General features: G+C 74.4%; 11 protein-coding genes and 1 pseudogene. 9 read left to right on the forward strand and 3 right to left on the reverse strand.

Annotated elements, in window-relative coordinates; genetic code table 11:
- Nucleotides 1–85 precede the first annotated feature (85 nt).
- Nucleotides 86–1,012 (forward strand): DUF2510 domain-containing protein, encoded by a 927-nt coding sequence (locus tag ACF09J_RS15960; RefSeq protein WP_392306200.1) that lies wholly within the window; start codon nt 86–88, stop codon nt 1,010–1,012.
- A gap of 56 nt (nt 1,013–1,068) precedes the next feature.
- On the opposite strand, the gene ACF09J_RS15965 is transcribed toward ACF09J_RS15960, so the two are convergent.
- Entirely contained in the window at nt 1,069–2,271 is a 1,203-nt protein-coding gene (locus tag ACF09J_RS15965; RefSeq protein ID WP_392306018.1) for an amino acid deaminase/aldolase, read from the reverse strand.
- Nucleotides 2,272–3,848: 1,577 nt separating this feature from the next.
- Between ACF09J_RS15965 and ACF09J_RS15970 the strand changes: the two genes are divergently transcribed.
- Both ACF09J_RS15970 and mycP read left to right on the forward strand, forming a co-directional pair.
- Nucleotides 3,849–4,679, forward strand: coding sequence for a hypothetical protein (locus ACF09J_RS15970; protein WP_392306019.1), 831 nt, complete (start codon nt 3,849–3,851; stop codon nt 4,677–4,679).
- Between the two features lie 38 nt (nt 4,680–4,717).
- On the forward strand, nt 4,718–5,887 hold the full coding sequence (gene mycP / locus ACF09J_RS15975; RefSeq protein ID WP_392306201.1) for a type VII secretion-associated serine protease mycosin: 1,170 nt from the start codon (nt 4,718–4,720) through the stop codon (nt 5,885–5,887).
- A gap of 29 nt (nt 5,888–5,916) precedes the next feature.
- Here the strand turns inward: mycP and ACF09J_RS15980 are convergent, their stop codons facing one another.
- On the reverse strand, nt 5,917–6,600 hold the full coding sequence (locus ACF09J_RS15980; protein ID WP_392306020.1) for a serine hydrolase: 684 nt from the start codon (nt 6,598–6,600) through the stop codon (nt 5,917–5,919).
- Between the two features lie 160 nt (nt 6,601–6,760).
- Here ACF09J_RS15980 and ACF09J_RS15985 point away from each other — a divergent pair, with 160 nt between their 5' ends.
- A complete protein-coding gene (locus ACF09J_RS15985) occupies nt 6,761–7,513 on the forward strand; it encodes an SseB family protein (protein WP_392306021.1) in 753 nt (250 codons plus the stop codon).
- A gap of 48 nt (nt 7,514–7,561) precedes the next feature.
- Here ACF09J_RS15985 and ACF09J_RS15990 read toward each other — a convergent pair whose 3' ends face one another.
- A complete protein-coding gene (locus ACF09J_RS15990; RefSeq protein ID WP_392306022.1) occupies nt 7,562–7,927 on the reverse strand; it encodes a DUF1844 domain-containing protein in 366 nt (121 codons plus the stop codon).
- A 381-nt stretch (nt 7,928–8,308) separates the two neighbouring features.
- On the opposite strand from ACF09J_RS15990, the pseudogene infC reads away from it, so the two are divergent.
- The 5 genes and pseudogenes from infC to ACF09J_RS16015 all read left to right on the forward strand — a co-directional run bounded on the left by infC (nt 8,309) and on the right by ACF09J_RS16015 (nt 12,019).
- Nucleotides 8,309–8,981, forward strand: a pseudogene (gene infC, locus ACF09J_RS15995) (translation initiation factor IF-3).
- Between the two features lie 111 nt (nt 8,982–9,092).
- The gene (gene rpmI, locus ACF09J_RS16000; protein ID WP_007829094.1) at nt 9,093–9,287 is read left to right on the forward strand and encodes a 50S ribosomal protein L35; all 195 of its coding nucleotides are present in this window, start codon (nt 9,093–9,095) and stop codon (nt 9,285–9,287) included.
- A gap of 114 nt (nt 9,288–9,401) precedes the next feature.
- Nucleotides 9,402–9,785, forward strand: a complete 384-nt coding sequence (rplT, locus tag ACF09J_RS16005; RefSeq protein WP_004002577.1) for a 50S ribosomal protein L20 — start codon at nt 9,402–9,404, stop codon at nt 9,783–9,785.
- Between the two features lie 174 nt (nt 9,786–9,959).
- On the forward strand, nt 9,960–10,823 hold the full coding sequence (locus tag ACF09J_RS16010; RefSeq protein WP_392306023.1) for a TrmH family RNA methyltransferase: 864 nt from the start codon (nt 9,960–9,962) through the stop codon (nt 10,821–10,823).
- Between the two features lie 50 nt (nt 10,824–10,873).
- Complete coding sequence (locus ACF09J_RS16015; protein WP_392306024.1) at nt 10,874–12,019, forward strand: ATP-binding protein; 1,146 nt, start codon at nt 10,874–10,876, stop codon at nt 12,017–12,019.
- Nucleotides 12,020–12,105 lie beyond the last annotated feature (86 nt).

Genomic DNA, 12,105 nt, shown 5'->3' on the forward strand with positions numbered 1-12,105 from the left:
CGCTCCGCCGACGTGTCCGCCCGGCCGATGGATCCGCCGCGCCGATGAATCCGGCGGGCGGGGTGCATAGAGTGCCGGGGTGAGCATGACGCCCCCGCCCGGCTGGTACCCCGACCCCAACGCCCCCCACCTGGAACGCTGGTGGGACGGCACCGTGTGGACCGGGCACCAGCGGGTCACCGGGGCGCCCGGGCAGCCTCCTGCCGCACCGTCCACCGGCGCGCGACCGGCCCGGATCAAGGCCGTCGCCCTCACCGCCGCCGCTGCCGTCGTGGTCGCCGCGGTCGTCACGGGCGCGGTCCTGCTGGGCCGCGACGACGGGGGCGGCGACGCGGCGGACCCGGCCACCGGCACCCGGTCCGCCGCGCCCACGAGCGACCCCGCCACCGGTCCGCCGTCCCCGGACGCCTCCGCCGCCGACGGCCCTTCCCCCGACGACGACCCCTCCGTCGCCGTCGACCAGCTCAACGGCATCACCCTGCCGCTGCCGGACGGCTGGGAGAAACCGGAGAACATCGCCCAGGACGACGTCGTCATGACCACCCACGGCGTCTACGACTGTCCCGCCGGAGTGGGGTTCTGCCGGCACGGTCTGGTCATCACCCGCACGGTGACCGCGGCCGAGGGCGCCACTCCCGAGACCCTGGCCGAACGGGACATCGAGGAGGCGGCCGACGAGGCGTACGAGCGGAACGCGATCGGCGAGCGCCTCTACGGCGGGATCACCTCCCAGCGGACCGTCGCGTCCGGACAGGTCGCGGTCGCGGGCCGGGCCGGCTACTTCGTGCGCAGGCTCGTCAGGACCGCCAAGGGGCCCGGCGGTTACGTCGAGTCGCTCGTCTTCCCGTCCAGCACCGGCACCCAGGCCCCGGTCCTCGTCCGCTTCGTCCTCGACGCCGGCCCGGACGGGCCGCCGCCGTCCGACATCGACCGGATCACCACGGGCATCCGGCCCATCGGCGACACCGCGGCCGGCGGCGGCGTGGGCAGCAGCATCGGCCCGTCGAACTGAGCCGGGGGCGGCGGACCTGAGCTCGAGGCGACGGGACCTGGGCCTTGAGGCCCCGGCTACAGGAAGGTGTGCCCCTCGCCCCGGTACGTCGGCACGGCCGCCGTCACGCGATCGCCCTCGACGAGGTGCAGCGTGTCGAACCGTTCGCACAGCTCGCCCGCCTTGGCGTGCCGGAACCACACCTTGTCGCCGATCAGCAGGTCGTCGGCGGGGGATCCCAGCAGCGGGGTCTGCACCTCGCCCGCTCCCTCCTGGGAGTCGTAGCGCAGCCCCTCGGGCAGGTACGGCACCGGGAGCCGGTCCGCGCCGGGGGCGCCGGAGGCCGGGTAGCCGCCGCCCAGGACCGTGACGACCCCGACCCCCGGGCGCCGGACGACGGGCAGGCCGAACAGCGCCGCCGGACGGCCCCGGAACGACGTGTAGTTGTCGAAGAGCCGCGGGACGTACAGCCCGGAACCCGCGGCGATCTCGGTGACCGCGTCCTCCGCCGCCGTGTGCTGCACACTGCCGGTGCCGCCGCCGTTGACGAACTCCAGGTCGGGCGCCACGGCCCGGACCGCCCGCACCACGGCGGCACGCCGCCCGGCGAGTTCCCCGCGTGCCGCGGTCTGCATCAGCCGGATCGCGCGCGACCGCAGCGGCCGCCCCGCGACCGCGTCGCCCACGCCCGCCACATGGCCCTCGTACGCCATGATCCCCACGAGCGCGAACCCCGGACGGCGGGCCACCGTACGGGCCATGTCGGCGACCTGGGCGGGGGAGTGCAGCGGGGAGCGGCGCGCGCCGACCCGTACGCGCCCGCCGAGCAGCCGCAGCGAGGTGTCCAACTCCAGGCAGACCCGCACGACTTCGCCTCCACCTTGACGTGCGGCGTCGATCAGGTCCAGCTGCGCCGGGTCGTCCACCATCACCGTGACGGCGCGGGCGAGTTTCGGGTCGGCGGCGAGTTCGGCGTAGGCGGCGCGGTCGGCCGACGGGTAGGCGAGCAGCACGTCGTCGAAGCCGGAGCGGGCCAGCCACAGGGACTCGGCCAAGGTGAACGACATGATGCCCGCGAAGCCGTCCTTCGCCAGGGCGCGTTCCAGCAGGGCCCGGCAGCGCACGGACTTGCTGGCGACCCGGACCGGCTTGCCGCCGGCCCGGCGGACGAGGTCGTCCGCGTTGGCGTCGAAGGCGTCCAGGTCCACGATCGCGACGGGGGCGTCGAGTTGGGCGGTGGCCCGGTCGTAACGGGCCCGGTCGTCGGCGCGCGGAGTCATGGACGCAGCCTGCCAGACCTGATTACCGCAGGGTAGGGGGATGTTCCGGGCAGATCCCCCTGGGCTCGTGGACTGGTTCCCGCCGGGGCCGGGGCAGCCCGTAGAGTGACGCGCACGCACGGCGGAACCGGGAAAGTGATTCCGGCCGCAGCGTTGAGCCGGGATGGCGGTTCGCTCGTACGGGTATGCGTGTCCGGTGACGACGAGTCCGCGCCGGACGGGGCGACGAGACGGCCGTGCCCGGTGAAACGGCACGGGCACGAGGAAACGGGGGGTGCATGAGCACGGAAGCGCGCCACGCCCCCGTCCCCCCACGGCCCGTGGGGCCCGCGGGCGGCGACGACGCCCCGAACGCCCCGGCCCGCGCCACCTCAGGCCGACCCGTGCAGGCCGCACCCGACGACGACGCGGGGAAGGCGACATGGCCGGCGTCCGGCGGCGACACGGCCGGGGCCGCGGAGGCGCGGGGCGCTTCGGCGGGTTCGGCGGCTCCGGTCCTGGATGGTTCCTCGCGGAACGCTTCGGCGGGTTCGGCTGAGTCAGTCCCGGGTGGTTCCCCACGTGGTGTTTCGGCTGCCTCCACTGCTCCGGTCCCGGACGGTTCGTCGCGTGGTGCTTCGGAGGATTCCGCCGCCTCGGCCCCGGACGGCTCCCCATGCGCTTCGGCGGGTTCGGCCGCGTCGGGCCCGGGCGGCTCCCCACGCGCTTCGGCCGGCCCCGGCTCGGACAGCCGTGCGGGTCACGGCGCCGGACTCCCGTCTCCGCGCACCAGCCCCGGCCCCGGCCCCGACGGTGCTCCGGCCGCCACCGCCTCCCGCCCCCGTTTCCCGGACTTCCGTTCCCCTTCCCGCCGCAGCACCACCACGCCCCCTACGACCCTGCCCCCGCCTCCCGCCTCGGCCCGTTTCCCGGACGCACCGCCGACGGCCGGGAGAGAGACGCCGCACCGACCGGGCCCCGGCCGGGCGGAGGACCTTCCCCTCGGCACGCCGTCGGCCGCGAGACGCACGGCGTCCGGCGACGGGGACGAGCGGACCTCGGGCCGCCTGGCCGGTGCGCGGCCGGGCGCCGCGCCTGAGCCGTCCGGATCCGCCGGGGGAGGCCACGCCACGGTCACTGGAGCGTCCGCCGGCATCCGCGCCGACGTCACTGACGGATCGTCAGGGAGTTCGGTGCCGGGGGACGGGAGGGCCGCTCGCTTCCCCAGCGGGTCGGCGGTGCCCGGCCGCCGCGAAGGCGGGAACATACCCCCGCGCCCGGGGCACCGCCCCTCGACGGCCGCACGCGGCAGCGGCGCGCCCGCCGAGAGCGTGTCGGAGACGACCACACGACTGCGCCCCGTGCCGGTCCAGAGCCCCCCGGAGCCGAGCACACCGCCCTACCCGACGACCCCGCCCTCCGCGCGCGCTCCCTGGTCGGAAGCCGCCTTCGGCGCCTCGCCGCCCGGCGGGGCCGCGAGCACGAACCAGGCGCGACCGTCCGGTGCCCACCCGGGCGCGGGCGCCCCCGCCGGGACACCCCCGCGTGCCGCGGGTGCCGGCCCCGTGCCCGACCCCGCGTTGTCCTGGAGCGCGGCCATGGCGCCGGCGACCGGAACCGGCATGGGGTTCGGGGAGCCGGAAGCGTACGACCGGCGGGCACGGGCGACCGGTGCGCTGATACGGCCGCGGGTCGCCGTGGCGGCCGCCTGCATGGTGCTGGGGCTCGGGCTCACCGGCGGCGCCGTGACCGGCAGCTGGCTCACCGGGGAGCCGGGGAAGCCCGGCGCGGCGGGCGGCTTCGCCGCGGCCGGCGCCCTGTGGCACAGCGTCCCCGTCGACCAGCTCTTCCCGCCCACCGTGGACGGCCACGGCGCCGGACCCGGCGGAGCCGACCGCACCTGGACCCGCGTCGCGGTCGCCCCGGACAGCGGCTGCGCGGGCGCCTTCGACCCGCCGCTGCGCAAGGCACTCGCCCCCGCCGGATGCGCCCGCCTCCTGCGCGCCACCTACACGGACGCCACCCAGAGCTACGTCACCACCGTCGGCCTGCTCTTCACCAAGGCCGACGCCCCCGCCATGACGTCCCTGGCCGCCCGTTTCGAGAACGAGGGGCTCGCCCGGCGCACCGACCTCGTGCCGCGCCCCTACGCCGCCAAGGGCACCGTCGCCGCGGCCTTCGGCGACGAGCAGCGCGCGTCGTGGACCGTCTCCGTGCTGACCGAGGCCCCGGTGGTCGTCTACGCCGTCTCCGGCTGGGCCGACGGCCGCGCCGCCGGCACCTCGGAGGCCGCCGCCGACGCGACACGGCAGGGAGCCACCACCCCCGCCGCCCAGGCAGGCCTCGGAAACGAGGCCCAGGGCCTCGCCGACCGCATCGAACGGGGCCTGCGCCAGACCGTCAAGTCCGCCACGGAGGAGCCCTCGTGACAGCCGCCGTGACGCCCGGGAACCGTACGCCGCGCAGGATGCTCGCGGCCGGCGTCCCGAGCCTGTTCCTCGCCGCCTGCCTCACCCTCGTACCGTCCGCCGTCGCACACGCCGACGGCATCCGCGCCCAGCAGTGGGGCCTGGACGCCATGCACACCCAGGAGGCCTGGCGCACCACCCAGGGCAAGGGCATCACCGTCGCGGTCCTGGACACCGGCGTCGACGACGACCACCCCGACCTGCGTGGCAACGTCCTGCCGGGCAAGGACATGATCGGCTTCGGCGCGCGGCGCGGCGACCGCCCCTGGGCCCGCCACGGCACCGCCATGGCGGGCATCATCGCCGGTCACGGCCACGGCTTCGGCAACGCCGACGGCGTCATGGGCATCGCGCCCGAGGCCAGGATCCTGCCCGTGCGGGTGATCCTGGAGGAGGACGACTCCGCCCGCGGCAAGGCCCGCAGCACCCGCGGCAACGCCCTCGCCGACGGCATCCGCTGGGCCACCGACCACGGCGCCGACGTCATCAACCTCTCCCTCGGCGACGACTCGGACTCCGCACACCCCGAGCCCGCGGAGGACGAGGCCGTCCAGTACGCGCTGAGCAAGGGCGCCGTCGTCGTCGCCTCGGCCGGCAACGGCGGCGAGAAGGGCGACCACATCTCCTACCCGGCGGCCTACCCGGGCGTGATCGCCGCGACCGCCGTGGACCGCTACGGCACCCGGGCCGCCTTCTCCACCCGCCGCTGGTACGCGACGGTCAGCGCGCCCGGCGTCGATGTCGTCATCGCCGACCCCGACCAGCGGTACTACGAGGGCTGGGGCACGAGCGCCGCCTCCGCCTTCGTCTCCGGCGCCGTCGCCCTCGTCAAGGCCGCCCACCCCGGCCTGACCCCCGCCCAGATCAAGAAGCTTTTGGAGGACACGGCCCGCAACGCCCCCGTCGGCGGTCGTGACGACTCCCGCGGCTTCGGCCTGATCGACCCCGCCGCCGCCATCAAGGCCGCGGGCCGCCTCAAGCCCGAAGGCCTGACCGCGGCGTCCTACGGCGAGCGCTACTTCGGCTCCGGCCCCGACTCCGCCGAGCCGGCCGATGCCGCCTCGGGCTGGGCGGGCCCCCTCGCGGGCAGTGCCGGCGGAGTCATGCTGGTCGTGGCGATCGTCCTGTGGCGCGGCCGCCGAGAGGACGGAATCGACTTCCGGCTGTAGGGCCGGGTCCTTCCGACCGCGGCTGCGGGTCACATCGTCCGGCCGTACGCCGACACCGCCGACCGCGCTGCCTCCTCCACCAGCGCGATGCCCTGCTCCTTGGTCGGGTTGCCGCTGGACAGGGCGGCCACCAGGCAGTCGTCGCCGCCGGACGTCACCCGTCCGATGCTGTTGACGACCCACAGACCGGTCGCGTCGTGCGGCATCCAGCCGTTCTTCAGCGCCCACCCGGGGCCGTCGCCGGCGGCCGACACACCCCAGTCCTGGCCCGGGACGATCCGCCCCATGAGCCCCTGCAGGTACGTCCGCGAGGCCTCGCTCAGCTCCGAGCGGGCCCCGAAGATATGCCCGAGGAGCATGAGCTGATCCGCGGCCGTGGTCCCGGTCAGACCCCACTGGGGGCCGTCGCCGCCGGTGGTCCGCGCGAGTCCGAACCGCTCGTTCGCCGCGTTCAGGCCGTCGGCGCCGCCGATGTCCCGCCACAGCACCGACGCCGAGTCGTTGTCGCTGCTCTCGATCATCGCGGCGGCGTACGTCCGCTCCCGCGGGGTCAGCCGCCGCCCCGCGTCCTGGGCCCGCAGCAGCAGGGCCGCCAGGATGTCGACCTTCACGATGCTCGCCGTGTCGAACACGGCGTCGCCGTACCCGGCGCTCACCCCGGAGCCGAGGCGACGCACCGCCACCGCCACCGTCGCGCCCCCGGTCACCGGCACCGGCTCCGATCCTCCGCCCACCGTCTCCACCGCCCGCCTCCCCGTGCCCCGGCCCGTCCGCCGCCGACGATACGGGGCCCGAACGTCCCGGGGGAGCCCTGCCGCACGTGGGCCAGGGGACCCTGAGGAAGCGGGCACGGCCCCGGATAGGGTCGGCACCGTGGCGATGAAGAACATTCCCGACTCCGGCTTCTCCGACGACGACGGCTCCGCCGACCCCGGGCTCAGCGCGGCGCTCGCCGCCTGGGCCGAGGACCGCACCGCCGTGGGACCCGTTCTGGAGGCGCTCAGGAGCGCACGGCTGCTCGTCCCCGTGGTGGCCGTGCTCGGCGAGGTGGAGGAGGACGAGAACGGGCTGCGCCGGGAGAAGACCAGCGAGATGGCCGTGCCCACCCTGAAGGCCGGTCACCGCACCGCCCTGCCCGCCTTCGCCTCCACCGGCTCCCTGGCCCGCTGGGACCCGGACGCCCGCCCCGTGGCCGTACGGCTGCACCAGGTCCTGGAGGCCGCCGCGCACGAGAAGGCCGACACGGTGGTGCTGGACGTGGCCGGACCGGTGCCGTTCGAGCTGACCGGGCCCGCCCTGCTCGCCCTCGCCGAGGGGCGTACGACGACCGACCCGCTGGCCGACCCGGCCGTCGTCACCGCCGTGCGGGAGGCCGTCGCCGCCGAGCCCGCCGTGCTGCGCGCCCACCTCGGGCGGGGGCGGGCCGACGGGACCCTGGCGCTGGTGCTCGACCCGGCCGTCCCCACCGCCCCCGCCGAGGCCGCCCGCGCCGTCGCCGAGCGGCTCGCCGCCAGCGAGACACTGAGGGCCCGCCTGGTGCGCGGCCTCGACCTGGCACTGCTGCCGGCCGGGGCCACGCCGCCGGGCGAGCCCTTGTACGTGAAGGAGCGGGGACCGGCCGCGTGACGCAGCGGTGATCGGCCGAGGAGGGATACGAGGACCGGCGGGAGCGGCTCAGCCGTAGATCGGCCCGGTGTACTTCTCGCCCGGGCCCTGACCCGGCTCGTCCGGGACGACGGAGGCCTCGCGGAAGGCCAGCTGCAGCGACTTCAGACCGTCGCGCAGCGGCGCCGCGTGGAAGGAGCTGATCTCGGTGGCGCTCGCGTCCAGCAGGCCCGCGAGCGCGCTCACCAGCTTGCGCGCCTCGTCCAGGTCCTTGTACGTGTCGCCCTCCTCGGTCAGACCGAGCTTCACGGCGGCGGCGCTCATCAGGTTGACGGCGACCGTCACGATCACCTCGACCGCCGGGACCTCCGCGATGTCGCGGGTCATGGCGTCGAAGTCGGGCTGCTCGGCGGGGGAGGGGGAGGTCTCACTCATGCCCCACACGATAGGTGCAGGACGGGGGCGCTCCGGCAGTGAGGCCCGGACAGCTTGAATTAGCCCTTCCCCATCGATCCTGCTAACCTTGTGTGACGACCGGCTGGACGTGTATGCCCAGGGCACTGCCCACGGCATACGGGCCCGGCCCACAAGTGGAGGCTTCGAACTCCCACCTGACCGCCCTCCGGGGCGGCGGGTCACCGGTCAGACGGTCCCGTCCCAGCGGCGGTGATCCGTCCGAAAGTGCGCCCCGCGGCCATCGCGGCGGTCGTTCCGGTAGTTCGAGGAGCCCCGCCTGTGATCGTCCGGGGCATTTTTCGTGCTTCGGCGCGGTTAGGTCTGTCGAACAGAGAGTACGCGGCCGTCCGCCAGACCGCCGTGTGGTGCTAACCGAGGAGGATCCATCAGCGCCGAGCCCCGCATCAACGACCGGATTCGCGTTCCCGAGGTGCGACTTGTCGGTCCCAGTGGCGAGCAGGTCGGCATCGTGCCGCTCGCGAAGGCACTGGAGCTTGCGCAGGAGTACGACCTGGACCTGGTCGAGGTCGCGGCGAACGCCCGTCCGCCCGTCTGCAAGCTCATGGACTACGGGAAGTTCAAGTACGAGTCGGCCATGAAGGCCCGTGAGGCGCGCAAGAACCAGGCGCACACGGTCATCAAGGAGATGAAGCTCCGGCCGAAGATCGACCCGCACGACTACGACACCAAGAAGGGTCACGTCGTCCGGTTCCTCAAGCAGGGCGACAAGGTCAAGATCACGATCATGTTCCGTGGTCGCGAGCAGTCCCGGCCCGAGCTGGGCTACCGGCTGCTGCAGCGGCTCGCGGAGGACGTCCAGGACCTCGGCTTCGTGGAGTCGAACCCGAAGCAGGACGGCCGCAACATGATCATGGTTCTCGGTCCGCACAAGAAGAAGACCGAGGCGATGGCCGAGGCCCGCCAGGCGCAGGAGGCCCGCAAGGCCGAGGCGAAGGCCCACCCGGGCCGCTCGCAGAACGCCGCCGAGGCCGAGATCACCGAGGCCCCGGCCGAGGCTTCCGCCGAGGCGTGACTCCCGGGACGCCCAGTCCCAGGACGTAACCGATACCAGAGCGACGCTCCTACCGTGCCCGGTTCTCGCGACCGGGCACCGGAGCGCCACCTACGAGGAGAGAACGGCGCTATGCCGAAGAACAAGTCGCACAGCGGTGCCAGCAAGCGCTTCAAGGTCACCGGCTCCGGCAAGGTGCTCCGTGAGCGCGCCGGCAAGCGCCACCTGCTCGAGCACAAGTCGTCCCGTCTGACGCGTCGCCTCACCGGCAACGCCGAGATGGCCCCGGGCGACGCCAAGAAGATCAAGAAGCTTCTCGGCAAGTGACCCGGCGGCGCGTGATCGCCCCGCGATCCCCGCGCCCCGTACGTCAGAACCGGGACCCAATCGTTTCCGGGCCGTGTGAGGACAACCACGGCCCCGCTACAAGGAGTCAATCAAGTGGCACGCGTCAAGCGGGCAGTCAACGCCCACAAGAAGCGCCGGGCGATCCTCGAGCAGGCCTCCGGCTACCGCGGTCAGCGCTCGCGCCTGTACCGCAAGGCCAAGGAGCAGGTCACCCACTCGCTGGTCTACAACTACAACGACCGCAAGAAGCGCAAGGGTGACTTCCGTCAGCTGTGGATCCAGCGCATCAACGCCGCTGCCCGCGCCAACGGCATCACGTACAACCGCTTCATCCAGGGTCTGAAGGCCGCGAACGTCGAGGTCGACCGCAAGATCCTGGCCGAGCTGGCCGTCAACGACGCCGGCGCGTTCGCCGCGCTCGTCGAGGTCGCCCAGAAGGCCCTGCCGAGCGACGTCAACGCGCCCAAGGCAGCGTGACGCGGCGCCGGCCCGTCCGGCGCGATCCATACGGACCCGTGGGCTCTGCCTGCGGGTCCGTCGTATGTGCGCCGCGCGGCGCCCGAGGCACGTCCGGCACCGCCCGGCACCGCCGGCCGGCCGCCGACCGATCGCCGTAGCGGCGGAACGTTCCTACCGAAGGTGAAGCTCTCCATGCCCCCCGCCACCCCTGACCTGATCTCCCCCCGCTCGCCCCGCGTGTCGGCGGCGCGGCGGCTGGCCAAGCGGAACTTCCGGGGCAAGGAGCGGCTGTTCCTCGCGGAGGGGCCGCAGGCCGTGCGGGAGGCGGCGGCGCACCGGGCCGGCGGCACGCCCACCCTGGTGGAACTGTTCGCCACGGTCGAGGCGGCCGAGCGGTACGCCGACATCGTGGGCGAGGCCCGCGCCGCGGGGGCCCGGATCCACCTCGCCGCCGACGACGTCATCGCCGACATCTCCACCACCGTCACCCCGCAGGGCCTCGTCGGCGTCTGCCGGTTCCTCGACACCCCCTTCGAGGACGTCGTCGCGGCCCGCCCGACGCTCGTCGCCGTGCTCGCCCACGTGCGCGACCCCGGAAACGCCGGCACCGTCCTGCGCTGCGCCGACGCCGCCGGAGCCGAGGCGGTCGTCCTCACGGACGCCTCCGTGGACCTCTACAACCCCAAGGCCGTCCGGGCCTCCGTCGGCTCCCTGTTCCACCTGCCCGTGGCCGTCGGAGTCCCCGTCGAGCGGGCCGTCGGCGCGCTCAGGGATGCCGGGGTGCGCATCCTCGCCGCCGACGGCGCGGGCGAGGACGACCTGGACGACGAACTCGACCACGGCACCATGGGCGGCCCCACCGCCTGGGTGTTCGGTAACGAGGCCTGGGGCCTGCCGGAGGAGACCCGCGCCCTCGCCGACGCCGTCGTACGCGTCCCGATCCACGGAAAGGCCGAGAGCCTGAACCTCGCGACCGCCGCCGCCGTATGTCTGTACGCGTCGGCCCGTGCGCAGCGCGGCTCCGGAGGATGCCGCTCCGCCACCCGCAACCAGTAGGGTGACCAGCCCGGGGGCCTGCTGCACCGGCTGAGAGGTGGGGTGAGGGGATGAGTGTCGGCACCGATCGCGCGCCCGGAGCGCGGAGCGCGCGACGACGACCCGCGCCCCGGCAGGACGATCCCGCCGGACTCGGCGTCGACCCCGACGACCTGCCCGACGGGCTGGTGATCGCCGACGAGCACGGGCGGATCATCTGCTTCAACGCCGCCGCCACCCGGATCAGCGCCGTACCCGCCGATCAGGCCCTGGGACAGCCCCTGGAGAAGGCCCTGCCCCTGGAGGACCTGGAGGGGCGCCGCTGGTGGCAGCTCACCGACCCCTACGGCGGCCTGGCCATCCGGGTGGGCCAGCCCGAGCGCAACCTCCTGCTGCACGGCGGCCGGGAGGTCCTCGTCTCCGCGAAGTACGTCCGCGCCCACCCCACCGGCCCGGTCCGCCGCGTGGTCGTCTCCCTGCGCGACACCGAGGCCCGCCGCCGCACCGAGCGCAGCCACGCCGAGCTGATCGCCACCGTCGCGCACGAACTGCGCTCGCCGCTGACCTCCGTCAAGGGCTTCACGGCGACCCTGCTCGCCAAGTGGGAGCGGTTCACCGACGACCAGAAGCGGCTGATGCTGGAGACCGTCGACGCCGACGCCGACCGCGTCACCCGGCTCATCGCCGAACTGCTCGACATATCCCGTATCGACTCCGGCCGCCTCGAGGTGCGCCGCCAGCCCGTCGACATGGGCGCCGCGGTCGGACGGCACGTCCAGGCGTACGTCGCCGCGGGCCAGCCCGCCGACCGGTTCCTGGTGCGGATCGAGCAGCCGCTGCCCGAGCTGTGGGCCGACCCCGACAAGATCGACCAGGTGCTGAGCAACCTTGTGGAAAATGCCGTGCGGCACGGCGAGGGATCCGTCACCATCGACGTCACACCGGCGCCGTCCCCACGGGAGGGGGACGACGCGGGGAACAGCGCCACGTCGGTCACGGTGAGCGACGAGGGGCCCGGCATCCCGGAGGAGTCCATGAACCGTGTCTTCACCCGCTTCTGGCGGGGCAGCAAGCGCGGCGGCACCGGCCTCGGGCTCTACATCGTCAAGGGCATCGTCGAGGCCCACGGCGGCACCATCGCGGTCGGCCGCGCCCGAGGGGGCGGCGCGGAGATCCGATTCACCCTGCCCGTGGGCACCCCGGCGCACCTGCTCTGAGCACCCGCCGAGGCCCCACGGGCGCATTCGCTTTCCCCGGCCCCGTTAGACTCGGCCTTTGGCACCTTTGTGTCCCGAAAACCGTG

It is taken from the genome of Streptomyces sp. NPDC014889 (assembly GCF_043081205.1).
Lineage (GTDB): Bacteria > Actinomycetota > Actinomycetes > Streptomycetales > Streptomycetaceae > Streptomyces.

Bases quoted from the DNA above. Each gene is read 5' to 3' on its own strand.
- ACF09J_RS15960 (WP_392306200.1), top strand. From the start codon at position 86: ATGACGCCCCCGCCCGGCTGGTACCCCGACCCCAACGCCCCCCACCTG.
- ACF09J_RS15965 (WP_392306018.1), bottom strand. From the start codon at position 2,271: ATGACTCCGCGCGCCGACGACCGGGCCCGTTACGACCGGGCCACCGCC.
- ACF09J_RS15970 (WP_392306019.1), top strand. From the start codon at position 3,849: ATGGCGCCGGCGACCGGAACCGGCATGGGGTTCGGGGAGCCGGAAGCG.
- mycP (WP_392306201.1), top strand. From the start codon at position 4,718: ATGCTCGCGGCCGGCGTCCCGAGCCTGTTCCTCGCCGCCTGCCTCACC.
- ACF09J_RS15990 (WP_392306022.1), bottom strand. From the start codon at position 7,927: ATGAGTGAGACCTCCCCCTCCCCCGCCGAGCAGCCCGACTTCGACGCC.
- rpmI (WP_007829094.1), top strand. From the start codon at position 9,093: ATGCCGAAGAACAAGTCGCACAGCGGTGCCAGCAAGCGCTTCAAGGTC.
- ACF09J_RS16010 (WP_392306023.1), top strand. From the start codon at position 9,960: ATGCCCCCCGCCACCCCTGACCTGATCTCCCCCCGCTCGCCCCGCGTG.
- ACF09J_RS16015 (WP_392306024.1), top strand. From the start codon at position 10,874: ATGAGTGTCGGCACCGATCGCGCGCCCGGAGCGCGGAGCGCGCGACGA.